We start from the raw sequence: 24,332 nt of genomic DNA on the forward strand, positions 1-24,332 counted from the left end.
TCAAATCTGATAGCTTGGAGGTCATAATGTCAAAAGATCCTTTTCAGGATAGAGAAGCAGAGAAATACGCCTCTCCAATTGCTAGTCGCGAATATATTTTAGAAGAAATGAAAAAACGCACGGCACCAATGAGTCGCGAAGATTTAGCACAGGCGTTAAAAATTTCTGGTGAAGAAGACTTAGAAGCGTTGCGTCGCCGTTTAAGAGCAATGGAACGTGATGGCCAATTAGTTTTTACCCGTCGCCAATGCTACGCATTACCTGAACGCCTTGATTTGTGGAAAGGCAAGGTAATCGGTCACCGAGATGGTTATGGTTTTTTACGTGCAGAAGGTCAAAAAGATGACCTCTATCTTTCACAAGATGAAATGAAAAAAACTATGCATGGCGATGTGATCCTTGCTCAACCTTTAGGTATGGATAGAAAAGGTCGCCGTGAAGGTCGTGTTGTTCGTGTTATTGAACCACGAAATAACCAAATTGTAGGTCGCTATTTTATTGAGTCAGGTATGGGATTTGTTGTACCTGATGATAGCCGTTTAAGCTTTGATATTCTTATTCCTAAAGAAGATATCATGGGCGCACGAATGGGAAATGTGGTTGTTGTTGAAATCACAACAAGACCTACTCGTCGCACTCAAGCAGTAGGACGTATCGTTGAGATCCTAGGCGAAACGATGGGAACAGGTATTGCAGTAGAAATCGCCCTGCGTACTCATGAGATCCCTTATACATGGCCTGAAAAAGTTACAAAAGAAGTTGCTGATTTAAAAGAAGAAGTTCCAGAATCAGCTAAGCAAGGACGTGTTGATTTACGCAAATTACCATTAATTACCATTGATGGTGAAGATGCACGAGATTTTGACGATGCGGTTTATTGTGAACGTAAGAAAGGCGGTGGCTGGCGTTTATGGGTCGCAATTGCGGATGTGAGCTATTATGTGCGTCCACAAACGGCATTAGATACAGAAGCGCGTAGCCGAGGAAACTCTGTTTATTTTCCTTCTCAAGTAGTGCCGATGTTGCCAGAAGTTCTGTCTAATGGATTGTGTTCATTAAATCCACAAGTTGACCGCTTATGTATGGTTTGCGAGATGACGATTTCTGAACAAGGGCGTCTTTCTTCTTATAAATTCTATGAAGCAGTCATGAGTTCTCATGCACGAATGACTTACACCAAAGTGTGGAAAATCATTCAAGGTGATGAGGAACTGCGTGAACACTATAAACCTATCGTTCAAGATATTGAGCATCTATATGAATTGTATCAAGTGCTAGATAAAGCGCGTGAGCAACGTGGTGCGATTGGTTTTGAATCAGAAGAAGCGAAGTTTATCTTTAATGCAGAGCGTCGTATTGAGCGTATTGAGCCAGTGGTTCGTAATGATGCACACAAATTGATTGAAGAGTGCATGATCCTTGCTAATATCGCAGCCGCTCGCTTTGTTGAGAAAAATGAAGAACCTGCACTTTATCGTATTCATGATAAGCCCAAAGAAGAGAGCGTCCTGAATTTGCGTTCAGTCTTTAATGAATTAGGGTTAACGTTGCCAGGAGGCTTAACGCCAGAGCCAGCAGACTACGCGCGTGTTATGAAAGAGGTTGAAGAGCGCCCTGATCGTGAAATGCTGCAAACCATGATCTTACGTTCTATGAAGCAAGCGATTTACGATCCTGAAAATCGTGGACACTTTGGTTTAGCATTGAAATCTTATGCTCACTTTACCTCGCCAATTCGTCGTTATCCTGACTTAGCCTTGCATCGTGCAATTAAATATCAAATTGCGAAACAAGCAGGTCACGGTTCACAGCGTTGGACACCAACAGGTGGCTACCATAGTGATATGGACACCATGTTGCAATTAGGCGAGCACTGCTCTTTAACGGAGCGCCGTGCTGATGAAGCAACACGAGATGTCGCTGATTGGCTGAAATGTGACTTTATGCTGGATCAAATTGGTCAACAATTTACAGGTATTATCACCAGCGTAACGGGCTTTGGTTTCTTTGTCCGCTTAAACGATCTGTTTATCGATGGTTTGGTGCATGTTTCCACATTAAATAATGATTACTATCAATATGACAATGTTGGTCAGCGCTTGATTGGTGAGTCTTCAGGGCAAGTTTATCGCCTTGGTGATGAAGTGGAAGTGAAAGTGGAAGCAGTGAGTATGGATGAACGTACTATTGACTTCTCTTTAATTTCAACAACACGTACCGCGCGTAATCCGGGTAAAACAGCCCGTGTTCGTGGCCTAAAAGGTGAAAAAGACAAGAAAAACGCAAGTTCTAGTAAGTCTCGTCGTCGTGATGCAAGCAAAGACAAAAACTTTGAGCCAGATAGTGCTTTCAAAAAAGGCAAATCATCAGGTCGAGGTAATGCGAGCAAAGACAAAGCTGTAAAAGACCAAGTTGCGAAAGATAAAGCAAGTAGCAAACGTAAGAAAGCATCATCACAAACCAAAAAGATAGAGGCAAAACTTAAAGCTAAACGCGCAGCCAAACGCGATAACGCATAAAGTTTCGTTCTTCTGGTTCTTTTTTAAAAGGCGGAGACTCCGCCTTTTATCTGTTTTGTGCCTTTTATTTTTTAATGAGTAAGCACCGCTATGAGCGAAGAAATTATTTATGGTATTCACGCAGTAACCGCATTACTTGAGCGTGATCCTGCACGTTTTAAAGAAGTTTATGTATTAAAAGGGCGCGAAGACCGCCGTTTAACACCTGTTATTCATGAATTAGAAGCTCAAGGTATTCTGGTTCAAGTGGCTAATCGTCAATGGTTAGATAGCCAAACAGAAGGTGCTGTTCACCAAGGTATTATTGCTAAAGTAAAACCCGGTCGTCAGTATCAAGAACAAGATTTACCAGACTTATTAGCTAAAGTCGGCACACCTTTCTTATTAGTGCTAGATGGTGTTACTGATCCCCATAATTTAGGGGCTTGTTTACGTAGCGCAGATGCAGCTGGTGTGCATGCTGTTATCGTTCCCAAAGATCGTTCTGCACAATTAAACGCAACAGCCAAAAAAGTGGCTTGTGGTGCAGCAGAAAGTGTTCCTTTAATTAAAGTGACTAACCTTGCTCGTACATTACGTTTCCTGCAAGAAGAGAACGTTTGGATTGTCGGCACAGCAGGCGAAGCAGACCATACTTTATATCAAAGCAAACTCACTGGCCCAATGGCATTAGTGATGGGCGCTGAAGGTGAAGGTATGCGTCGTTTAACTCGAGAGCATTGTGATGAGCTGATTAGTATCCCAATGGCGGGTACGGTGTCTTCACTCAACGTTTCTGTGGCAACCGGCGTTTGCTTATTTGAAGCGATGCGCCAGCGTATTATTGTTAAATAATCGCTGAGTTTATTTTATTCTCTATACTCCCTTGAGTTTTATTGGCCGCGGGGGTATAGTTACGCGTCAATTTTTTCAGTCACAACTTAAACAAGTTCCTTGCCTCCATGGGTGGTGACTGACCCTGACAGGAGGCTGATAAATCCGTAAGGAGCAATATCAAATGCGTCATTACGAAATCGTTTTTATGGTTCATCCTGACCAGAGCGAACAAGTTCCGGGCATGATCGAGCGTTATAAAACCGCTATCACTAATGCAAATGGTCAGATCCACCGTCTAGAAGACTGGGGTCGTCGTCAATTAGCTTATCCAATCAACAAACTGCACAAAGCACATTACGTTCTGATGAACGTTGAAGCTCCGCAGGAAGTGATTGATGAACTGGAAACTACTTTCCGTTTCAACGATGCCGTTCTCCGCAACATGATTATGCGTACTAAACACGCAGTAACTGAAGCTTCTCCAATGGTTAAAGCAAAAGACGAACGCCGTCGTGATATCGCTGATGACCTCGATGATGAAGATGAAGTTGATGATGTAGCAGAGGATTCTGAAGAGTAATTAGTGCTGTGACGGCTAATAATCATTTGGTGCTAACTGGCACAGTGTGCAAAGCATTAATTCGAAAAGTTAGCCCCGCTGGGATCCCGCACTGTCAATTTGTTATTGAACATCGTTCAATACAAGAAGAGGCGGGATTAAAAAGACAATCATGGTGTCGAATGCCCATTATTGCTAGCGGGAAAGCGTTACAAGCAGTTACTCACAGTATAACGGTCGGCAGCCAAATCACCGTTTCTGGATTCATTAGTAGCCATCAGGCGCGAAATGGATTGTTTAAATTGGTGCTTCATGCCGAGCAGATTGAATTGATAGATTCTGGAGACTAGCCATATGGCACGTTATTTCCGTCGTCGTAAGTTCTGCCGTTTCACAGCAGAAGGCGTACAAGAGATCGATTATAAAGATATCGCTACGCTGAAAAACTATATCACTGAAAGTGGTAAAATTGTACCAAGTCGTATCACCGGTACTCGTGCAAAATACCAGCGTCAGCTGGCTCGTGCTATCAAGCGCGCACGCTACCTGTCTTTATTACCTTATACTGATCGTCATCAGTAATAGGTATATAGTCCATTAATGACTTGTAGAGGATAAGGTAATGCAAATTATTCTGCTTGATAAAGTAGCGAATCTGGGTAGCCTGGGTGATCAGGTTAACGTAAAATCGGGCTATGCTCGTAACTATTTAATCCCACAGGGTAAAGCTGTTTCTGCGACTAAGAAAAACATCGAGTTTTTCGAAGCGCGTCGTGCTGAGTTAGAAGCTAAATTAGCTGAAACTTTAGCAGCAGCTGAAGCTCGTGCAGCGAAGATCAATGCACTGGGTTCTGTCACTATCAGCTCTAAAGCGGGTGACGAAGGTAAACTGTTTGGTTCAATCGGTACTCGTGACATCGCTGATGCAGTAACTGCAGCTGGCGTTGAAATGTGTAAGAGCGAAGTTCGCCTGCCAAATGGCGTTCTGCGTACTACTGGTGACCACGAAGTTCACTTCCAAGTTCACAGTGACGTATTCGCTGAACTGAATGTTATCATCGTTGCTGAATAATCTTTGATTAAACAGTTAATGTTGATAAAAAAGAAAAACGCCAGCTTAGCTGGCGTTTTTTTTTGGATAAATAAAGGCTTTTTTACTATGGTGTACGGTAATAACTTCCATCACTCAAACGAGTGTAAGTGATAACAGTACCGGCGCTATTTGTCACTTCTAGCATACTGACATCACCTTGTGGATTACGCTGTAAGCGAATAGCTTGCCCTGAGCGCAATTGGCTTAATGATTTCTGTTGGTCTTCTGATTTCGCCATAGAAAATGCATCATTGACAGGAAGTTGATTGTCTCTAAAAAGCTGCGCTAAGGTTTGCCCCTCTTTAATGGTGTAAGTCTGCCATGTTTGCGCTGGTGTTGATTGAGTGTCTTGTTGCGGTGTTGTTTGAGTAATATTTCCCTCAGGATCATTTGTCGTTGGAGCCTCAATTGATGGAGAAATCCTAGGTTCGGCATTTGAGTTTATTTGTGCTTGAGGGATCGGTGTTTGATACGCTGGATCATTGGTAGATGCTATTGGCACAGGAAGATCATGCGTTGATGATGACGGTTGAGGTGGCTCACTAGTGTTTTCACTTGTCGGCCAAAAAAACACGACCAATAAAGCAATAGCAATAACCAGTATTGCTCGACGATGTAAGCCAGGGAATTTGCCCATATTCACCTCATTATTGATCTGTGAATCAGTATTATGAATTGCTGTAACATCTTTTTTATTCCTTGTAGCCATACTAGCACGAACCATGATCCTAACCTGCTCCCTGAATTCTTTTCAGAATTATCTATTCGCTCTAACCGTTAATGTTCTTTATTCCCTTGATGGTTAACTAAAAACAGTTTCATACGTTGATACACATTTTTATCAGTTTCTATGGTTAAAGCCTGTGTTAATTCACCATAAAGATCATGAGGCAATAATGTGTCAGACCATGTTGAAAGAACATTCAGCGCCATATTTCTATCACGCAATGTTGGACTGCGTAATTGCCTTTTGATAAGTGACCAGCCGATACCAGGAAAACCACCAAGATCTTGCATAATATATTCAACGGCATGATGAGACTGATATTCAGAGTCGGTAGTTATTAATGGATCATCTATGCTATCTAATGCTGTTAATTCAATTTGTTGTTCTGCAAGTTTAACTACTCTTTCTATTTTGTGAGAAGCATCTGTTTGCATTAATTGGTGCCACCAATCCGCATTGGGGTTGTCTTTTTGTAGTGAAAAGAGTAATTCCCAAATATCAAGGCGAAGAGATTTAGCGACAAGGCTTGCTTGGTAATTTTTTGAGCGAGAAGGATTTTGTAATGCTTCGATAATGAGTGTCGACCATTCTGGTTTTTGAATAATATTTTGTGAAGCAGAGATAATTTGTTGTTGGCATTGATCGTTCCAGCCGAGAGACTCGAGTAATAACCAATCTTCACCACTATTTTGCACAAAATCAGCGATTTCACAGACACAATAAAGGAGCTTTAACTCTTTTGGTGGCAAAGTATCGACTTGTGAAATAAAAGCATTACACGCTTGGGTGCCCTCTACATAATCATAGATATCTTTTGCAGGACCTCCATTAAGCAGTGCGCGTAAAAGATCACTACAACCAAGTAGTAACTCATTATCTAAAGGATGCGTGTTCAACATCGCTAATAATGCCCCTTTTGTGACACAGTCATAGGCCACATATTCTGTCATCACATTATTTTTATACCCTTCAGTCAGCAGCCAATAGCGATTATTAACAGACAGTGTTGAAGGCAGATGTTCGATAAATTGAATACGTCCCCAGCCTTTAGTTCGTTGACCTAGGGAATATAAAAAAGGCTCAAATTCTTCACAGGAGAGACGCTGTTTCAGCGATCGAATAGCATAAAGTGTAAATTCAGGGTGAAGAGCAAACAATAAAAGTAAACGTTGAGAAGTACTATCGTTAAACGATCCTAATAGCCCTAAGGCGATTTTGATCGGATTCTTATCAGGACTTAACTTCAAGATCCATAAAATGAGTTGAAAATAGATCTCATGATTAATCAGTGTTTCATCTTGTTCTATTTTCTCTATCAGATGTGAAAGATAGGTAATAGGCGCGAGTTTATCTTGGCAGGCCATTAAATAAAAAGAATCGACATGCTCTTTATCAGGCAAAAGAACGACATGCTTTATTGCATGATAGAGCGACAAGGCAAATTCTTCACATACTTTTTGAGAAGGCTGTTGTTCAATCGCTCGACCTATTCGTTGGTGCAAAATAATACCTTCGCGAGCACCTGCTGACCAACTAAAAGGGATTGAATCATAATCAGATTTTATTTTTAGGTGAGAGTCTGACAATAGATTTAATTCATCAGGTAAAGGTGTATCACCTATTTCATAAGGAGCTAATTGTGAAAGAATTGAAGGAACAGAAGAAGGACAAACCTTAGGAAAGTCTATTGTGAGGTCGATAGACAGAGGTGACTTACTGAAAAGCTTATCGCGCCAATTAGTCATAATAGATCCTATTTGTTTTGCCGTCTTAGTATAACTTTAGCGGAAAATAGGAAAGCTGGACAAAAAAAGCCAGAAAATCCACTTATATCACTTAAAAAATCCCTACCCGAAACATACCTCCCTTCTTGAGATAAAAAACAAATCAAAAAAAACTGGTCAATAAAATTAAAAAGCGGTACATTAGCGCAATTCTAGATTTGTTATATTATAACATTACAAATAAATAGGGTTTATTATGAAACTAGGTATCCACCCTCAATATCGAACAGTGATTTTCCATGACACTAGTGCAGATGCTTATTTTAAAGTGGGTTCAACCATCCAAACGGAAAAGACAATAGAGTATGAGGGGCAAACATACCCTTATGTGACATTAGATGTCTCCTCTCAATCACACCCATTTTATACCGGTAAGCAGAAGACTCATTCTCAAGAAGGTAATGTGGCACGCTTTAATAAACGTTTTGGTCAATTTATTAAGTAAGGAAGAAAAAATGCAGGTATTAAGTTCATTGAAAAGCGCTAAACAACGCCATCCAGATTGTAAAGTGGTGCGTCGCCGTGGTCGCCTTTATGTAATTTGTAAGTCAAATCCACGTTTTAAAGCTGTTCAGGGGTAAGATCATGCAAAAACCAATTCTTTCTTGTGTTTTGATTATGGGATTATTGGGTAGTGCAATGTCGGTTTTAGCACATGGTCACCATCATGAAAAAGTACAAACACAAGCACAGCGAGATGCAGCGAATGGGATTTTCGAGGACAAGAATGTTCTCGATCGTAAACTCAGCGATTGGGAAGGGGTATGGCAATCTGTAGAGCCTTATCTTCTTAGTGGCGAACTCGATGTTGTTTTACAGAAAAAGGCAGAGACGAAAAAAGATAAAACTATTGAAGAGTATCGTGCCTACTACACACAAGGCTACAAAACAGATGTGGATATGATTGGTATTGAAAATAATATCATTGAATTTCATCAAGGTGAGAAAGTAGAGAGTTGCGAATATCACTATGATGGTTATCGTATTTTACATTATGAGTCTGGTAAAAAAGGGGTTCGTTATTTATTTAGATGTGACGATGCTACAAGCCAAGCACCTAAATTTATTCAATTTAGCGACCATATTATTGCACCAGAGAAAGCAGGGCATTTCCATTTATATATGGGCAATACATCGCAAGATGAATTACTTAAAGAGCTGAGTAATTGGCCAACTTACTATCCTTATTCTATGAAGGCAGATGATATTGTTCATGAAATGCTTTATCACTGATAACTAATTGATAAAAATATTGGGCTAACACCTTATACCCTTGGTTATTACCGAGGGTATTTTTTCTTAACAATAATGATAAAAAAGGAAAAAGTAGTAGCATCCATGCTGACTTACTTTTATAAGTTGGGTTAACGATTATTTATAACCCTTGGCAGAGGTATTTCATTTCCATATAGTCTTCAATGCCGTGTTCAGAGCCTTCACGACCTAAACCTGATTGTTTAATGCCACCAAATGGTGCAACCTCATTGGAAATTAAACCTGTATTAATGCCCACCATGCCGTATTCTAAATTTTCAGCGACACGCCAAATACGTTGTGGATTTTCACTATAAAAATAAGCGGCTAAACCATAAATCGTGTTATTCGCTAAATGCACCACTTCATCTTCATTTTCAAAGATAACTAAAGGTGCCACAGGGCCAAAGATCTCTTCTTCAAGAATATGACTATCTGCGGGAACATTACCCACAACAGTAGGTTGGAAGAAATTTTCACCCGCTTTATCGCTTTCACCACCACAAAGTAGTGTAGCGCCACGTTTTAGTGTGTCAGCCAGTAAAGATTGTGATTTTTCAACTGCTTTGCGATTAATAAGAGGCCCAATAGTGACACCTTCTTCAAAACCGTTACCCACTTTGAGTTTTTTAACAGCAGCAACAAAGCGTTCACTAAATTGTTGATAAACATCTTTATGAATATAAAAACGGTTAGCACAAACACAGGTTTGTCCTGCATTGCGGAATTTAGCGTCCATAGCCCCTTCAACGGCTTTATCTATATCAGCGTCGTCAAACACGATAAATGGTGCATTGCCGCCCAATTCTAAAGAGACTTTTTTTACGCTATCAGAACATTGGCGCATTAATAAACGTCCAACGCCTGTTGAACCCGTAAAACTTAATTTACGAACGCGATTATCAGAGGTGAAGACTTCGCCAATTTTAATGGCATCACCTGTAACAATATTAATAACACCCGCAGGAATACCTGCTTGAGCTGCTAATTCCGCTAAAGCTAATGCGGTATAAGGTGTTTCATTGGCAGGTTTAATCACCATGGTGCAACCTGCGGCTAATGCTGGTGCGGCTTTTCGGGTGATCATAGCAGCAGGGAAGTTCCAAGGCGTAATGGCAGCACAAACACCAATACCTTGTTTAATCACCATCAAGCGTTTATCAGCAGAAGGTGAGGGAATAATTTCACCGTTGGTTCTCTTACCTTGCTCTGCAAACCACTCGATAAAAGAAGCAGCATAAGTAATTTCACCTTCAGCTTCAGCAACAGGTTTACCCTGCTCAAGGGTCATTAATTCAGCAAGTTTTCTTTTATTTTCAGTGATTAATCTAAACCAGTTTTGCAATAATGCTCCGCGCTGATGTGCTGTAAGTGCACGCCATTTTGGTAAGGCTTTTTGTGCAGCATCAACAGCCATTATTGCTTCTTGTGTTGCCATATTGGGTACAGTACCAAGTAGAGCACCTGTGGCAGGATCGATAACATCAACGGTTTCGTTATTTTTAGCATTACACCAAAGACCATCAATATAGCCTTGTTCACGGAAATAGGGATTTGTCGTTATCTTCACTTAATACCTCTCTGAACATATTATATATTGATATTTATAAGGCTAGGCAGTTCGGTGCCTGCTTATAATTATATGCCTGTGTTGCGATGTTGTGAAAATAAGTATGACAAATGCCAAGAAAAAAATGTCAAATTGAGGTGAATAGGGTCAATTGCTTATGTTTTTAATGAATAATCCCCATTACTCAAGACTGAAGGTTTACGCTGTACCTTACCACTGTTATTCTTGGGTTTAACTTTCATAAAAAACAGGTATTTTTCATGTCAAAACCATCATTTGATTCTATTGAATCACAGGCAAGTTACGGTATTGGTCTGCAAGTCGGTCAACAACTGACTGAATCAGGTCTTCAAGGATTAGAGCCCGCAGCACTGTTAGCTGGCTTGACCGATGCATTAGAAGGTAATGCGCCTTCTGTACCTGTTGAAACATTACACAATGCCTTACGTACTATGCACGAGCGTGCTGAAGCTGTTCGTCAAGAACGCCAAGCAGAGCTGGCTGATGCTGGTAAAGTTTTCTTAGAAGAAAATGTGAAAAATGAAGGCGTTCAGGTTACAGAATCAGGTTTACAGTACAAAGTCCTGACAGCGGGTGAAGGTGCAATCCCTGCGCGTACTGATCATGTTCGTGTTCACTACACGGGTCGTTTAATTGATGGTACTGTGTTTGATAGCTCAGTTCAACGTGGCCAACCTGCTGAATTCCCAGTAAATGGCGTTATCGCAGGCTGGATTGAAGCATTAACATTAATGCCAGTAGGCTCAAAATGGGAATTATATATTCCTTACCAATTAGCTTATGGCGAACGTGGAGCTGGTGCGGCTATTCCTCCATTCGCGACATTAGTATTTGAAGTAGAATTATTAGAAATTTTATAATTTCTTATTCTGCGGTAAATCAGAGTAAAAAATAGCTGGTTTTTGCCAGCTATTTTTGTCTCTATACTAAAATAAAGAGATAGTCGGGTAATTAATTTTTATAAGGGGCGTTATCTGCTTATAAAAATAAGAGAGGTGCATGATGTTAGAACAAGTCAGCAAATTAGCCCGCCAAGCAGGTATGGCGATAATGCAAATCTACCAGCAATCAGAGCCTATCCAAGTACAGGAAAAAAGTGATAATTCACCTGTCACAGAGGCTGATTTGGCCGCTCACCAAATTATCAAACAAGGACTTGCTTCTATTGCCCCAGATATACCTCAATTATCTGAAGAAGATCCCCCTGAATGGGAAGTTCGCCGTCATTGGGATCGCTATTGGTTGATTGATCCTTTAGATGGAACTAAAGAATTTATTAGCAAAAATGGTGAGTTTACGGTGAATATCGCCTTAATTGAAAAAGGTATTCCCGTTTTAGGCGTTGTTTATGCACCGGTTCAAAATGTGTTATATGCGGCTGCCAATAAACAAGCATGGAAAGAAATGTGTGGTCGGAAATTACCTATTCATGCGAGCCGTGCTGAACCACCAGTGATTGTGATTAGTCGTTCTCATCAAGATGATGAATTAAAAGAGTATTTATCTCAACTTGGCGAACATCAAACGGTTGCCGTTGGCTCTTCTTTAAAATTTTGTCTTGTGGCGGAAGGTAAAGCGCAACTTTATCCTCGTTTTGGACCAACACACACATGGGATACTGCCGCAGGTCATGCCATTGCGATTGCCGCTGGTGCGCATGTCACCGATTGGAAAGGGATCACGTTAGATTATTCCCCTAAAGAATCGCTGATAAACCCAGGATTTAGAGTTTCTATTTTTTAAATAGACCAGATGAAGTTGGAGCCCTTGATGTGAAAGGGCTCTGACATGGTAAGCTATTCTTTAATTAAATCGTTGATAAGGTTGATTGCCGTCGTAATCTCCGCACCGCTTAATACACCTTCTTTGACGAAACGAACCTTACCTTGCTTATCTAAAACAACAATAGTTGAACTCTCTTTTTCTAATCCCCAGCCTTTTAATGCTACGCCATCGGCATCAACAATAAACTGTGACCAAGGAAATTCTTTTTTACTGTCTTCAACACTGCTACGAACAAATGGACCTGTGCCAAAGACTGCATCATCAGTATTAATAATCGTTGTAGTTTGATAACTGGTATGTGGGAATTTAGCCAGTTTTACGGCTTCAATAAACGGTGCATTCATCCCCTTAGCCTTGCTACGTCCTGCTATATGCTGAACAGTACGTACTTTTCCACTGAGCAGACCACTATTCCAATTTTGGTAGCTAAACTTATCTTTGGTTGTGTCATAAAGTAGCTCACCTTTGTCATTGATTGTGACAGCAGGAAGTACTGTATTTTCAGTGATGTTATGTGCAAACGCCCATGTGGATGTGCTGAGTAAAAGAGCAGCTAAGGTTATTTTGTGCATAGCCATTGTCCTATTATTGAAATCGACGTTAGATTCTATCTAAGCATAGAAGCTAGTGAAGAATAATACCTCATCACTGATACATTTATTTAACATTGAGTGGGTAAAATAACACACACACTATCTTTATTTATATTCTTTACTGTCAATAAATGTAAAAACAGATAAGAAAATCAAATAAGTTGAACCTAGTACTTATAATTAGGTCTTTAAATTTGATATATAAAGATAAGTCTTTATGACTTATTAAACTCAACAACGAGCATGGGAGACTAACTGAAAGATGAAAATCTTCAATCGCTATAACCCTGAAAAAATTGCTCTCTACGTTAAGACGTTATTTCGTGGACGGTTTTACATCAAAGGAATGGGTGCATTTGAATTCGATTATGGCAAAATACTACTGCCTAAAATAAAAGATAAGCTACATTTTAATGTGATGAGTGAAGTGAACCAGCAGGTGGTTTTGCTGAAAGCAGAACTGGGCTAACTTTTATCTGATAGATAACTGAGTCTTTCTCGTGAAAACTTTCGATAAGACTCAGTTATTAATTTCAATTTGTTACTAGTTAACTTGTCGTTTTATTTTCATCTACTTTGATATCGACTTCGGTTGTTGTCTGTACAACAGGAACGTGTTCTTGCAAAACAGGTTTAACCGGTGGAATATCATCAACTTTAGTTACGAGTAATTGATCTATTTTGTAATTATCAATATCGACAACTTCAAATTTATACCCTGAGAACTTCACATAATCAGTACGTTTTGGAATTTTACGTAAACGGTACATCATAAAGCCCGCAATGGTTTCGTAGTTACTTGAATCAGGGAAATCATCAATATCAAGAACGCGCATTACATCATCAATTGGCGTACCGCCTTCAACTAGCCATGAGTGCTCATCACGGCTCACAATTTGTTCTTCTTGCCCTGGTCCAATTAAATCCCCCATCAAGGTTGTCATTACATCGTTTAACGTAATCACACCCATCACCATCGCGTATTCATTAAGGATGATGGCAAAGTCTTCACCAGATGTTTTAAAGCTTTCCAACATATCTGAAAGCGTTAATGTATCAGGAATAATCAGCGCTTTACGGATATGAACACCTTCATTGAGGTTTAAGCTTTGTCCGTTAATAACGCGATTAAGAAGCTCTTTAGAATCAACATAACCAATAATATGGTCGATATCGCCTTCACAAACCAAGAATTTAGAGTGAGGCTGTGTGGCAATTTTTTCTTTGATATCACTTTCTGTTTCTTCACGATCAAAATAGACCACATCTTCTCGTGGTGTCATGGCCGAAGGGACAGTGCGTGACTCTAACTCAAAGACGTTTTCAATCAGTTCATGTTCTTGTTTACGTAAAACACCAGCAACAGCCCCCGCTTCTACAATGGCAAAAATATCATCAGAAGTAATATCTTCATTTCTCACCATCGGGATTTTAAATAATTTAAAGATAAGATCAGCCATGCCATTGAATAACCAAACCAGCGGGCGAAAGAAGGCAAGGCAGAAACGCATTGGGTTCACAATTCTTAATGCGATAGCTTCTGGTTTTATCATACCAATGCGTTTTGGCGTTAAGTCAGCCAGTAAAATAAACATTGATGTGACAATAATAAAAGAGCAAATCGATCCTAATTGTTGTGAGAGTGCTTCATCAAAAAATTGTAGGAAAAAGCTTTTTAATGAAGGCGAAAATGCAGATTCACCCACAATACCCGCTAAGATAGCGACAGCATTTAATCCAATTTGCACAACGGTAAAAAACATGCCCGGCATTTCTTGCATTTTTAATACACGAGCAGCGTTAATATTGCCCTCATCAACAAGTTGTTTGAGCTTAATTCGACGAGAAGCAGCAAGAGAGATTTCAGACAGCGAAAAAAAGGCGCTGATAGCACAGAGCAAAAGCACAATGAGTAAACTATTAAGCATATAAGGCTCACACCACCCCAAGTATTTAGTCCAAAGGGTAATACTAGAGTGTTAAAATAGAAGATAAATCAATATATTGTGATGAAATTATTCACAAAGAAAGATAAGAGGGCGTAATTATATCATCGCCCTGCTATTTTCTGCTAGTTTTACTTTTCAGGAGGATAACAGATACCTATCCCACCTAATCCACAATAACCTTGTGGGTTTTTATAGAGATATTGTTGGTGATAATCTTCAGCAAAATAAAAAGGGCCCGCTGGCTGAATTTCTGTGGTGATTACTTCTGTAGCACCTTGAGTATTCATAGCTTGTTGATAGCGTTTTTTGGACTCAATAGCTTGCGCATATTGATCTGCATTAACCGTGTAAATTGCCGAGCGATATTGGCTGCCAATATCGTTACCTTGACGCATACCTTGTGATGGATTGTGATTTTCCCAAAAAAGAGTCAAAAGTTGTGAATAGCTAATCACTGAGGGATCAAAAACCACTCTCACGACTTCACTATGACCTGTTAATCCTTGGCAAACTTGTTGATAGGTTGGGTTTTCTGTTACACCACCGCTATAACCCGCACTTGTTGAGTAAACGCCCTGTTGTTGCCAAAACAGACGTTCAACTCCCCAAAAACAGCCCATCGCAAAATAAGCGATACTCATCTTTTCAGGAATATCATTAATAGAATGCCCATTTACTGCATGATTAGCAGATATTTCTAATGGCATCGAAGTACCCCTTAAGGCATTCTCTGGTTGGTAAGCTTTATGTTGCAAGGTAGACTCCAGTTTTTATATTTGTAAACGCTTTACTATGGTAAAGGCTTAATATTGTTATAAACTAAATCTACAATAAAGCTTAAAATAGTTTGTCGTCAATTCATCACATGGATTAAATCATATTGAGGAGAAAACGTGCCGAGATACTCCGTTATCTACGTTCTCTGTCTGTCTTTTATCGCACCTGTTGCCTATGGGGCAAATTTGCGTTTAAAAGTAGAAGGTTTAGAAGGGCAACTCGAAAAAAATGCGCGAGTCCAGCTATCAAACATTACAACAGAAGAAGTTGCACCTGACGGGCGTTTTCGTGCGCGTGTTGAAAAGGCAATTCAAGAAGGACTTCGCCCATTAGGCTATTATCAGCCTACTGTGACATTCTCTTATCAAGAAAATACACCGCCAGCACGTTCGATATTAACGGCAAAAGTAGAGCCGGGTATTCCTATTTTACTCAAAGGTGTGGATATTGTTCTTGAAGGTGGCGCTAAAACCGATGAGCAATATGCTAAGGTCATTAAAGAGAACACCCCGCCACTTGATAGCGTGTTAAATCATGGTGATTATGAAAAACTCAAAGGTTCGTTAACAGGGCTTGCCGTTCGCCGTGGCTACTTTGATGCTGAAATGGAAAAAAGTCAGCTTGGTGTTTCTTTAGATAATCACGCCTCTTATTGGGATTTTGTCTTTAATAGCGGTGAACGTTACCGTTTTGGTAAGGTGAATTATACTGGCTCTCAAATCCGTGAAGACTATCTACAAAATATTGTTCCTTTTAAAGAAGGGCAATATTACTCCTCAGAAGAGCTTGCCGAATTTAATCGACGTTTAGCGGCAACAGGTTGGTTTAACTCAGCACTTGTGACGCCTGATATCGCAAAAGCACGCAGTGAACATTCTTATTTGCTACCTATGGATGCGGTTGTCACTCCTCGCTCTCGTAACTACGTTGAATTAGGGGGAGGTTATGCAACTGATGTAGGGCCTAGGTTGAATATGCAGTGGAATAAACCTTGGATGAATTCTCGTGGTCATAGCCTGACGTCAGATCTTAGTATTTCTCAACCCGAACAATCTATTGGTGCAAAATACAAAATCCCATTAAAAATTAATCCATTAGAGCAATATTATGCGGTAGACGGTGGTTTTAAGAGAACAGACTATAATGACACGCGTTCTGATACTACAACGCTGAACCTTTCTCGAAATTGGGATATGTCTACAGGTTGGCAATATAGCGTAAATACCCGCTGGAGCCTTAGCCACTTTACTCAAGGGCAAGACACTTATACTACCATGCTGTTATACCCAGGGGTTAATGCGAGTCGGGTTCGTCAACGTGGTGGCATGATGCCTTATTGGGGAGATAGCCAACGTTACTCTATAAATTACTCAAATAAAATTTGGGGTTCTGATGTTGAGTTCTTAGCTTTCAATGCTCAACAAGTGTGGATACGCACGCCTTGGGAAGGACATCGTTTTGTTGTCAGAGGCAATTTTGGTTGGATTGAAACCAATGCTTTTGGGCAAGTGCCACCTGAACTTCGTTTCTTTGCGGGTGGTGATAGAAGTGTTCGTGGTTTTAAATACCAAAGCATTTCACCTGAAGATAGCAAAGGTAACTTAACGGGTGCCTCAAGAATGTTAGTTGGTTCAGCCGAATACCAATATAACGTGACAGGAAACTGGTGGGGTGCAGTCTTTATTGATAGCGGTGAAGCAGTCAATGATTTTACTCGAAGTGATTTTAAAACAGGTGCGGGTGCGGGTGTTCGTTGGGCATCACCTGTTGGTCCCATTAAATTTGATTTAGCATTACCTGTTAGTGATGTAGATAAACGTAGACTCCAGTTTTATATCGGGTTAGGAGCAGAGTTATGAAGAAGTGGTTGAAATGGATTGCACTTACCCTCCTTATCCTTATTTTGCTTACTTTCGGTGCTGTAGCTTGGATTTTAGGCACACAGTCAGGCTTACATTTTGCCATTAACAGCGCAGCGCGTTGGGTTCCCGGTTTAGCCATTAAAGAGGTTAACGGAGGCTGGCAAGATCTACGTTTAACCGGTGTTGAATATCAAATGCCTGGCGTTGACGTTAATGTGGGTGAATTATCATTAGGATTACGTTTAGCGTGCCTGACTGATAAACAAGTTTGTGTCGATACATTAGGCACGCGAGATGTTGTTGTTAATATTGATACTAGTGCTTTCCCTCCTTCTGAAGAAACGCCACCTTCAGAGCCTTTAACTGAGCTTAATGCACCATTACCTATCTATTTAAATTCACTTTCATTAGAAAATACGCATGTGAAGATTGACGATATGGCGATCTCACTTGGTGAATTTAAAACAGGCGCACAGTGGGAAGGTCGTCAAGTTACATTAAATCCAACACTCATTAATGATTTGCTGGTGGCATTACCAAAGACACCAGAAGAAGGAAGTGTTGAAGCAACGGCTCAAGATGTAAAAGAAGTTGCTACGGCAAAACCTCAAGCTGAACCCACAACACCAGAAGAAAAAGAACAGGCATTAGCCGACACGATTAAAGCGATTTTTGCTAAACCTCTGTTAGCTGATTTACCCGAAATTATTATTCCTGTTGATGTGAATGTTGAAGGTATTGAAGGTAAGCAGTTACAAATAACAGGGGATACACCTGTTACGATTAACCAATTATCTTTTGAAGCCAATACGAAAGGTAAGCAAGTTAATCTCACTAAATTAACTGTTGATGCACCAGAAGGTGAAGTTAGTTTAAATGGGGGAATTACCTTAGATAAACAATGGCCTGTTAATTTAGATGTGAATGCGACTATTCGTGATGTTGCAGGGCTTGAAGATTTTAAAGATCAAAAAGCGACGCTTTCTTTGCAAGGCGCATTACTTGAAGAGCTTAAATTAGCACTCTCTTTAACAGGAACGGTTACAGCAACTTTAGACGCTCAAGCTGAACTGGCAAAACCACACCTTCCATTAAAATTAACCTTAGAGAGTCAAAAAGTCCGCTGGCCGTTAACGGGGGATGTGCAGTATCAACTCAATGATACTCGGTTGCGTTTAAATGGTCAGACAGATAACTACGATCTTTCATTACGCTCAGATATTGAAGGTCAAGAGATCCCACCTGCGAAATTAATGCTGGATGCAAAAGGTAATGAAGAAAAAATTGAATTAACACGTCTGCGTTTAGCTGCATTACAAGGCCATGCGGATATCACGGGGATTGCCGATTGGAGTAAAGCAATTAGCTGGAATGCGTTATTAACCATTTCAGGTATTAATACCGTTAAACAATACCCAGATATGCCCGCGAAATTAGATGGGCGCATTGCTACAACGGGCAGTTTATATGGTGGCAGTTGGCAATTACGTGTTCCTGAAATCACCTTAGATGGTAATTTCAAAAATAATTTGATTAAGGCGAGAGGGAACGCGTATGGCAACGATTCTGGTCAATGGAATATCCCGCAACTAAAGCTCATTCTAGGTAAAAATAATCTCGATATTGACGGACATTTAGGCGACAAGTGGGCATTAGATGCCAATATCAATGCACCTGGTTTAAATGGTTTAGTACCAGGATTAGCAGGTGTGATTAAGGGCAAAGTGAATATTCGAGGTGATATTAATACACCTAAGATTATCGCTGATATCAATGCTCATGGTATTAAATGGCAAGATCAAGTTAGTGTTGAATCCATCACTATTAAAGGTGATGTTCAATCGGACAAAGAAATTGGCGGCAAGCTAGCGATTACTGCTCGTCAGTTAAAACAAGCCGATTTAATTATTCGCAATTTAACGCTGGATGCTGCTGGTACAGAAAAACAGCATAAACTGACGTTAAAAATGGAGGGTGAGCCTGTTTCTGGTGGACTGACATTAGCGGGTTCATTTGATAAAGAAAAACAGCAATGGAAAGGAACGCTAAATAATACAGCATTTGATACTCCTGTAGGGGAGTGGCGTTTAAATAAAGCTATTGCATTGAATTTATTGGCTGAGAAGCAAGAAGTTACCATTGGCTCTCATTGTTGGATAAACCCAAATGCACAAGTTTGTGTGCCAAAAGCGATAACGGTTGGTGAAAGTGGCAGTGCAGCTATCACGCTAACGCGTTTTGATTTAGCGATGATCAAACCTTTCTTACCGCCTGAAACGTCTGTTAGTGGTGTATTTACGGGTGATGCAACTGCAACGTGGAATTCAAAAGGCGGATTACCGAAAGCATCTGTAAACCTTAAAGGGCAAGGTGTTGGCGTAAAACAGAATATTGATGGAACTGTTTTACCAATTGATTTTGATACAATTACTTTAAATGCTGGCGTAAATAATGGCAAAGCCACATTGCAATGGCTGATTAGTATCGCGGGCAATGGTGACTTCAAAGGTAATGTGCATGTTGCTGATCTTGAGAAAAAACGCCAACTGTCTGGTACGGTTGATATTGATAATCTGACATTAGATTTAATCAAACCGTTCTTAGGGAAAGGTGAAATAGCTCAAGGAAGCGTGGGTGCTCAATTCCGTTTAGGAGGAAGTGCGCAATCACCACTGCTATTTGGTCAATTCGGTATTAATCAATTAAAAGTGGTTGGACATTGGATCCCATTTGATATCACCAAAGGAAATGTTGATATTAGCTTTAATGGTGCAACCTCTGACTTAAGTGGCAGAATCGAAACACCAGAAGGTTATTTAAATCTTACGGGTAATGCAGATTGGCGTAAATTAGATGAATGGCGCGCTGTTGTGGCTGCAAATGGTAATAAGTTACGAGTGGCACTACCGCCAATGGTGCGTATCGATGTCAATCCTGATTTGGTGTTTGAAGCAAGCCCGCATTTACTGAAATTAGACGGTCGCATTGATATTCCTTGGGCGCGTATTGTGGTGCAAGATTTACCAGAATCTGCGGTATCAGTGTCTTCTGATGAAGTGATGCTGGATAAAAACTTGCAACCTATTGCGCCAAAAGAGACATCCATTCCAATTCAAAGTAATTTAGCGATTAATATTGGCAATGATGTGACACTGGACGCATTTGGGCTTAAAGCAAGATTGACGGGCATGCTGAAAGTCAATCAGAATAAACAAGGGCTTGGTTTAAATGGTCAAATTGATATTCCTAAAGGGGAATTCAAAGCCTATGGACAAGACTTACAAGTGCGTAAAGGACAAATCTTGTTCTCTGGGCCTGTTGATCAGCCTTACTTAAATATTGAAGCGATCCGTAATCCTGAAAACACAGCAAATAATGTTATTGCGGGTGTACGAGTGACAGGGCTTGCAGATAAACCTAAAGTTGAAATTTTCTCTGAACCTGCATTTACCCAGCAAGAGGCGTTATCTTACTTGCTAAGAGGGGAAGGGTTAGATAAAAGTGGTGATGCAGACTCATCACAAATGACGGCAATGCTGATAGGATTAGGTGTTGGTCAAAGTGGTCAGCTTGTAGGGCGCATTGGTGAAACCTTCGGTGTTTCAGATTTAGCATTGGATACGCAAGGTGTGGGTGATAGCTCACAAGTTGTGGTCAGTGGCAAGATAACCAACGATCTACAAGTAAAATATGGAGTGGGTATATTTGATTCGCTAGCGACGTTAACTTTACGTTATCGCTTGATGCCCAGGTTGTATTTACAAGCAGTGTCTGGTATGAATCAGGCAATAGATCTGCTTTATCAATTTGAGTTTTAAATTATATGCGAATTATTGTTTATGGTAGTTTACGTCAGAACCAAGGTAACCATCACTGGATGACCTATGCGCAGCTATTAGGCGAGCATAAATTAGTGGGGTATAAACTTTATGATTTAGGGTTTTATCCTGCTGTGGTTGAAGGTGATGGCGAAATAGAGTGCGAAGTTTATCGGATAACGCCCTCTATTTTGACAGAGCTTGATGAATTGAAAAAGAACGATCAAGATTACAAGCGCCAACTGATTTCAACGCCTTATGGCAGTGCTTGGATCTACCTTTATCAAAAGCCTGTTGATGGTTTACGTGAAATAAAAAGCGGTGACTGGTTAAAACGTCACGAAGAAGAGTAATTGGTCAGATTCACCTTTTACTGAAAAGATGTCTGAAAACGGCTCGATAGTGATATCGAGCCGTTTTTATTGATGGAATAGTCAGTATTTTTTTAATTCAATAATATTTTTAATTATATTAAGTTTATAAAAAATATTAGTAATAATTATTTTCAAAAATTGAAATTAAAATAAATACTTTTTTATTTATCTATATAGATATGAATTTTATTAATGGTGTGGCTAATTGACAATAAAATTAACTTAATGTTAAAACAGTAATTGAGTTTTTGGGTAAAAGAATGAAAAATATTTTATTGTATGCGAATAATTAAATAAATTTTAATAAGGTACTTTTATGGATGAATTAAATGAGATTTCTCGCCTTTATAAAACCCCTCCCAAAGAAGTAAAGCAAAATCAAAATATAGAAAATCATCACTTTACTGATATGATTTTACAAACAAAAGTAACTGCAAAAGATGCATTTGATAAATTAGCTTATCTTGCTGGCATTAAAAATGCACCCGCTGATGATAAATATTCAAAATTGAATACATCTAATCTAGATTCACTTCTAGAAAGCGCAAATTTATTAGGTTATGACATCGAAATAGTCAGTGTTTAATTAAAATAAAGCAGCCTTCTGGCTGCTTTATTAACTCAAGGAGAAAATAATGAATAAGGATATTATTGAGTTAAATAAAAATATTAATATAGTAGGATTACATTGGATCTCTCGGTGGCGAGTTAATAATGGAAAAAAAGATTCTTATGTTATTCCTTTCGCGACGACCTATCCGATTAATATTATTTATCATGGTGAAAATGAATTTAAATATGGGCAATATGGTATTCATCTAGGGCAACAAGATACATTAACTTTTTTAGGTGATAAAAATAAAAAAATACTCGCTAAGTTTATCGATTGTCGTAAAAATTCACCAACTTTCAAATCAAGATTAAGCTTTTATATTACGCCCTCATCGGCAAGAACGTTGATTATTCCTCCTGGTGTTGCTCATACTTTTCATCACTTAGAAAATATATTTACTTTAAATAGTTACACTTTACTTTTACCTCCGATAGATAAATTAGCGAGTAAAGCACTGATGTGGTCACCAAATAATGACGTTATTAATCTTCCTGAAGATATTGATATTAATGATATTGATGGTTATGAACCTATGACAGAGGAAGCCTCTGATCTGGTCTACCATCGAATAGCAGATATACAACATGAGATCTTAAGCCAACATGCTTTTTTACATTCAGAAACACGAAAAATTCGTTTAGATGATGGCGATGAAGTTAATTTAAGATTCAGAGAAAAAATAACAGAAAACCAGAAACGGCAATTACCTATATCAAAAATTTTAGGTGTGGCGTTTCGTGACATACCTACCATGCAAACAGGCAAAGAGAGTGGCATCGTTCCGTTAACACGAAAATCGCCTATGTATCTTGTTGAACATGGTAATGAAGATTACAACTTTGACTCTTATGGCTTACACCTAGGGCAAGAAGACCATTTAACTTTTTTAGGGGATGCTTCTAGTGAGATAACATTAAAACTTGTCGACATGCGAGAAGGCTCCGCCACTCTATTTTGTGAAGATGAAATAACGTTCAAGCCTTTACCTAATATGGAATTAGTGATCCCCTGTGGGGTAGCTCATGCATTGTTTAATATGGCTAATATTATTACAGTTAATCGGCCTGTTATCTATTTAGATGAAGAAAAAGAGTATATTCCAGGGCATGATGTTATCGACTGGGAAATTGCTAATAAAAATTATCAAGCATATTGCACTAATAAAATAGAGGCTGACTTAGGTTATTATCAATTTATTGTCTCTAAACAAAAAGAGATAATTAAACAGAAACCTACTCATCATACACCAAAGTCAATTATTATATATGACAAGAATAATAAACCGATTAAAGTCTTAATTAAAGAAAAGGTTTAGTTATTATTATGCGTATTATCTTTTTTTATATGCTTTTTTTTGTTTTAACAGCTGATGGATTAATGGTATTTCTTACCCCCGTTATTGTTTATCAGTTAACAACAAGTATTGAATATTCAGGATTAACATACGCATTATGGTGGTTACCTCGACTTTTTTTAATACCACTTATTGGTAAGTATATTGATGGTCTAGGTATTCGTCCTATCGCTGTTATTTCTGATAGTTGTAAAATAGTAGGGTGTTTATTTTTATTAATTACTCATTTTACATCTGATTTGATGATAGCGATAAGTTTTGGTTTGATTGGTAGTTTAATTTCTATTGGAAATTCACAAACATTGATTTCTTATGAAAAAATTATTGCGTTGATAAGTCATCATAAAGAGCATCATATTAATCTAATGTCTAGAATTGATTTCTTAGGTATGGTCATTGGACCATTATTGGGGATTGTTCTTATTGATTTTGGCTACAAGTATTTACTTGTTATACCGTGTCTATTCTATTTTATTAATGCTATCTTCTTTTTATTCTTTTATGCAAGAAAAGAGATTAACCCTGAAAATATAAATAACCCGGAAGAGAAAATCTTTTTTACTAAAAAATTTATTTATATTTTTTCCTCACCCATACTGATATTTTCTGTTTTTATTGCTATTGGTAATAATATGTTTGATGGTTTAATTGAATCAAGTGGAACGGCGTTAATTGATCAGGTTATGAATTTACCGATTAAATACTATGGTTTTATTGATATTGCTGCGGGGATCTTCGGTGTATTTGGAACATATTTATATGGCTGTTTAAATCAGTACATAAGTAGAGTGTTGTTAACGATTATTTCAATTGCTATTATTACTATAAGTTCCTCTTTGCTTGTGTTTTTTCAAAGCTCAATAA

Annotated in this window: 24 protein-coding genes; 18 read left to right on the forward strand and 6 right to left on the reverse strand. The window is 39.0% G+C overall.

Annotated features, from left to right (window positions below; genetic code table 11):
* The first annotated feature begins 26 nt into the window (after nucleotides 1-26).
* From rnr to rplI, 6 genes are all read left to right on the forward strand, one after another.
* Nucleotides 27-2,519 (forward strand): ribonuclease R, encoded by a 2,493-nt coding sequence (gene rnr, locus JEP36_RS12085; protein ID WP_198620230.1) that lies wholly within the window; start codon nucleotides 27-29, stop codon nucleotides 2,517-2,519.
* Nucleotides 2,520-2,621: 102 nt separating this feature from the next.
* On the forward strand, nucleotides 2,622-3,353 hold the full coding sequence (gene rlmB / locus JEP36_RS12090) for a 23S rRNA (guanosine(2251)-2'-O)-methyltransferase RlmB (RefSeq protein WP_164996193.1): 732 nt from the start codon (nucleotides 2,622-2,624) through the stop codon (nucleotides 3,351-3,353).
* A gap of 163 nt (nucleotides 3,354-3,516) precedes the next feature.
* Nucleotides 3,517-3,915 carry a 30S ribosomal protein S6 gene (gene rpsF, locus JEP36_RS12095; RefSeq protein WP_023583607.1) on the forward strand — a complete coding sequence of 133 codons (399 nt, stop codon included), beginning with the start codon at nucleotides 3,517-3,519 and terminating at the stop codon, nucleotides 3,913-3,915.
* An 8-nt stretch (nucleotides 3,916-3,923) separates the two neighbouring features.
* Nucleotides 3,924-4,244: a primosomal replication protein N gene (priB, locus tag JEP36_RS12100; RefSeq protein ID WP_006535746.1), complete on the forward strand. Its 321-nt coding sequence runs from the start codon at nucleotides 3,924-3,926 to the stop codon at nucleotides 4,242-4,244.
* Nucleotides 4,245-4,248: 4 nt separating this feature from the next.
* Complete coding sequence (rpsR, locus tag JEP36_RS12105; RefSeq protein WP_000135199.1) at nucleotides 4,249-4,476, forward strand: 30S ribosomal protein S18; 228 nt, start codon at nucleotides 4,249-4,251, stop codon at nucleotides 4,474-4,476.
* A gap of 40 nt (nucleotides 4,477-4,516) precedes the next feature.
* On the forward strand, nucleotides 4,517-4,966 hold the full coding sequence (gene rplI, locus JEP36_RS12110; RefSeq protein ID WP_023583606.1) for a 50S ribosomal protein L9: 450 nt from the start codon (nucleotides 4,517-4,519) through the stop codon (nucleotides 4,964-4,966).
* An 85-nt stretch (nucleotides 4,967-5,051) separates the two neighbouring features.
* Here the strand turns inward: rplI and JEP36_RS12115 are convergent, their stop codons facing one another.
* Complete coding sequence (locus JEP36_RS12115) at nucleotides 5,052-5,696, reverse strand: LysM-like peptidoglycan-binding domain-containing protein (RefSeq protein ID WP_232805453.1); 645 nt, start codon at nucleotides 5,694-5,696, stop codon at nucleotides 5,052-5,054.
* A gap of 68 nt (nucleotides 5,697-5,764) precedes the next feature.
* On the reverse strand, nucleotides 5,765-7,459 hold the full coding sequence (locus JEP36_RS12120) for a hypothetical protein (RefSeq protein ID WP_198630254.1): 1,695 nt from the start codon (nucleotides 7,457-7,459) through the stop codon (nucleotides 5,765-5,767).
* A gap of 235 nt (nucleotides 7,460-7,694) precedes the next feature.
* On the opposite strand from JEP36_RS12120, the gene JEP36_RS12125 reads away from it, so the two are divergent.
* The 3 genes from JEP36_RS12125 to zinT are packed head-to-tail and all read left to right on the forward strand — an operon-like array spanning nucleotide 7,695 to nucleotide 8,731.
* Entirely contained in the window at nucleotides 7,695-7,943 is a 249-nt protein-coding gene (locus tag JEP36_RS12125; protein ID WP_023583603.1) for a type B 50S ribosomal protein L31, read from the forward strand.
* 10 nt (nucleotides 7,944-7,953) lie between these two features.
* A complete protein-coding gene (gene ykgO, locus JEP36_RS12130; RefSeq protein ID WP_006535739.1) occupies nucleotides 7,954-8,079 on the forward strand; it encodes a type B 50S ribosomal protein L36 in 126 nt (41 codons plus the stop codon).
* Between the two features lie 4 nt (nucleotides 8,080-8,083).
* Nucleotides 8,084-8,731 carry a metal-binding protein ZinT gene (zinT, locus tag JEP36_RS12135; RefSeq protein WP_198630255.1) on the forward strand — a complete coding sequence of 216 codons (648 nt, stop codon included), beginning with the start codon at nucleotides 8,084-8,086 and terminating at the stop codon, nucleotides 8,729-8,731.
* Between the two features lie 142 nt (nucleotides 8,732-8,873).
* On the opposite strand, the gene JEP36_RS12140 is transcribed toward zinT, so the two are convergent.
* Nucleotides 8,874-10,322, reverse strand: coding sequence for an NAD-dependent succinate-semialdehyde dehydrogenase (locus tag JEP36_RS12140; RefSeq protein ID WP_198630256.1), 1,449 nt, complete (start codon nucleotides 10,320-10,322; stop codon nucleotides 8,874-8,876).
* A 260-nt stretch (nucleotides 10,323-10,582) separates the two neighbouring features.
* On the opposite strand from JEP36_RS12140, the gene JEP36_RS12145 reads away from it, so the two are divergent.
* Nucleotides 10,583-11,203, forward strand: coding sequence for a peptidylprolyl isomerase (locus JEP36_RS12145; protein WP_006535733.1), 621 nt, complete (start codon nucleotides 10,583-10,585; stop codon nucleotides 11,201-11,203).
* A 142-nt stretch (nucleotides 11,204-11,345) separates the two neighbouring features.
* Nucleotides 11,346-12,086, forward strand: a complete 741-nt coding sequence (cysQ, locus tag JEP36_RS12150) for a 3'(2'),5'-bisphosphate nucleotidase CysQ (protein ID WP_196533595.1) — start codon at nucleotides 11,346-11,348, stop codon at nucleotides 12,084-12,086.
* 53 nt (nucleotides 12,087-12,139) lie between these two features.
* Here cysQ and JEP36_RS12155 read toward each other — a convergent pair whose 3' ends face one another.
* The gene (locus JEP36_RS12155; protein WP_198626356.1) at nucleotides 12,140-12,700 is read right to left on the reverse strand and encodes a YtfJ family protein; all 561 of its coding nucleotides are present in this window, start codon (nucleotides 12,698-12,700) and stop codon (nucleotides 12,140-12,142) included.
* A gap of 283 nt (nucleotides 12,701-12,983) precedes the next feature.
* On the opposite strand from JEP36_RS12155, the gene JEP36_RS12160 reads away from it, so the two are divergent.
* The gene (locus JEP36_RS12160) at nucleotides 12,984-13,190 is read left to right on the forward strand and encodes a DUF1107 domain-containing protein (protein WP_100159789.1); all 207 of its coding nucleotides are present in this window, start codon (nucleotides 12,984-12,986) and stop codon (nucleotides 13,188-13,190) included.
* Between the two features lie 79 nt (nucleotides 13,191-13,269).
* On the opposite strand, the gene JEP36_RS12165 is transcribed toward JEP36_RS12160, so the two are convergent.
* Both JEP36_RS12165 and msrA read right to left on the reverse strand, forming a co-directional pair.
* A complete protein-coding gene (locus JEP36_RS12165; protein ID WP_109372696.1) occupies nucleotides 13,270-14,649 on the reverse strand; it encodes a hemolysin family protein in 1,380 nt (459 codons plus the stop codon).
* Between the two features lie 149 nt (nucleotides 14,650-14,798).
* A complete protein-coding gene (msrA, locus tag JEP36_RS12170; protein ID WP_232799444.1) occupies nucleotides 14,799-15,377 on the reverse strand; it encodes a peptide-methionine (S)-S-oxide reductase MsrA in 579 nt (192 codons plus the stop codon).
* A 186-nt stretch (nucleotides 15,378-15,563) separates the two neighbouring features.
* Between msrA and tamA the strand changes: the two genes are divergently transcribed.
* From tamA to JEP36_RS12200, 6 genes are all read left to right on the forward strand, one after another.
* Nucleotides 15,564-17,306 (forward strand): autotransporter assembly complex protein TamA, encoded by a 1,743-nt coding sequence (tamA, locus tag JEP36_RS12175; protein ID WP_198620223.1) that lies wholly within the window; start codon nucleotides 15,564-15,566, stop codon nucleotides 17,304-17,306.
* A complete protein-coding gene (gene tamB, locus JEP36_RS12180; protein ID WP_198630258.1) occupies nucleotides 17,303-21,127 on the forward strand; it encodes an autotransporter assembly complex protein TamB in 3,825 nt (1,274 codons plus the stop codon). Before tamA ends, tamB begins: the two co-directional genes overlap by 4 nt.
* A gap of 5 nt (nucleotides 21,128-21,132) precedes the next feature.
* Entirely contained in the window at nucleotides 21,133-21,480 is a 348-nt protein-coding gene (locus JEP36_RS12185) for a gamma-glutamylcyclotransferase family protein (protein WP_109372692.1), read from the forward strand.
* A gap of 337 nt (nucleotides 21,481-21,817) precedes the next feature.
* A complete protein-coding gene (locus tag JEP36_RS12190) occupies nucleotides 21,818-22,087 on the forward strand; it encodes an XRE family transcriptional regulator (RefSeq protein ID WP_198620221.1) in 270 nt (89 codons plus the stop codon).
* A gap of 49 nt (nucleotides 22,088-22,136) precedes the next feature.
* Nucleotides 22,137-23,429, forward strand: a complete 1,293-nt coding sequence (locus tag JEP36_RS12195; RefSeq protein WP_198620220.1) for a dTDP-4-dehydrorhamnose 3,5-epimerase family protein — start codon at nucleotides 22,137-22,139, stop codon at nucleotides 23,427-23,429.
* Between the two features lie 8 nt (nucleotides 23,430-23,437).
* Nucleotides 23,438-24,332, forward strand: an 895-nt coding sequence (locus JEP36_RS12200; RefSeq protein WP_198630259.1) for an MFS transporter, incomplete at its 3' end; no start/stop codon positions are given.

Source organism: Proteus sp. PR00208, from assembly GCF_016238545.1.
Classification (GTDB): Bacteria; Pseudomonadota; Gammaproteobacteria; order Enterobacterales; family Enterobacteriaceae; genus Proteus.

What these genes read in the sequence shown, in the direction of transcription:
- msrA (WP_232799444.1), bottom strand. Translation starts at nt 15,377, where the DNA reads ATGCCATTAGAAATATCTGCTAATCATGCAGTAAATGGGCATTCTATT.
- JEP36_RS12125 (WP_023583603.1), top strand. Translation starts at nt 7,695, where the DNA reads ATGAAACTAGGTATCCACCCTCAATATCGAACAGTGATTTTCCATGAC.
- rplI (WP_023583606.1), top strand. Translation starts at nt 4,517, where the DNA reads ATGCAAATTATTCTGCTTGATAAAGTAGCGAATCTGGGTAGCCTGGGT.
- JEP36_RS12160 (WP_100159789.1), top strand. Translation starts at nt 12,984, where the DNA reads ATGAAAATCTTCAATCGCTATAACCCTGAAAAAATTGCTCTCTACGTT.
- JEP36_RS12145 (WP_006535733.1), top strand. Translation starts at nt 10,583, where the DNA reads ATGTCAAAACCATCATTTGATTCTATTGAATCACAGGCAAGTTACGGT.
- ykgO (WP_006535739.1), top strand. Translation starts at nt 7,954, where the DNA reads ATGCAGGTATTAAGTTCATTGAAAAGCGCTAAACAACGCCATCCAGAT.
- zinT (WP_198630255.1), top strand. Translation starts at nt 8,084, where the DNA reads ATGCAAAAACCAATTCTTTCTTGTGTTTTGATTATGGGATTATTGGGT.
- rpsF (WP_023583607.1), top strand. Translation starts at nt 3,517, where the DNA reads ATGCGTCATTACGAAATCGTTTTTATGGTTCATCCTGACCAGAGCGAA.
- tamB (WP_198630258.1), top strand. Translation starts at nt 17,303, where the DNA reads ATGAAGAAGTGGTTGAAATGGATTGCACTTACCCTCCTTATCCTTATT.
- JEP36_RS12120 (WP_198630254.1), bottom strand. Translation starts at nt 7,459, where the DNA reads ATGACTAATTGGCGCGATAAGCTTTTCAGTAAGTCACCTCTGTCTATC.
- JEP36_RS12190 (WP_198620221.1), top strand. Translation starts at nt 21,818, where the DNA reads ATGGATGAATTAAATGAGATTTCTCGCCTTTATAAAACCCCTCCCAAA.
- JEP36_RS12185 (WP_109372692.1), top strand. Translation starts at nt 21,133, where the DNA reads ATGCGAATTATTGTTTATGGTAGTTTACGTCAGAACCAAGGTAACCAT.
- JEP36_RS12155 (WP_198626356.1), bottom strand. Translation starts at nt 12,700, where the DNA reads ATGCACAAAATAACCTTAGCTGCTCTTTTACTCAGCACATCCACATGG.
- JEP36_RS12165 (WP_109372696.1), bottom strand. Translation starts at nt 14,649, where the DNA reads ATGCTTAATAGTTTACTCATTGTGCTTTTGCTCTGTGCTATCAGCGCC.
- rpsR (WP_000135199.1), top strand. Translation starts at nt 4,249, where the DNA reads ATGGCACGTTATTTCCGTCGTCGTAAGTTCTGCCGTTTCACAGCAGAA.
- rnr (WP_198620230.1), top strand. Translation starts at nt 27, where the DNA reads ATGTCAAAAGATCCTTTTCAGGATAGAGAAGCAGAGAAATACGCCTCT.
- JEP36_RS12195 (WP_198620220.1), top strand. Translation starts at nt 22,137, where the DNA reads ATGAATAAGGATATTATTGAGTTAAATAAAAATATTAATATAGTAGGA.
- cysQ (WP_196533595.1), top strand. Translation starts at nt 11,346, where the DNA reads ATGTTAGAACAAGTCAGCAAATTAGCCCGCCAAGCAGGTATGGCGATA.
- JEP36_RS12115 (WP_232805453.1), bottom strand. Translation starts at nt 5,696, where the DNA reads ATGGCTACAAGGAATAAAAAAGATGTTACAGCAATTCATAATACTGAT.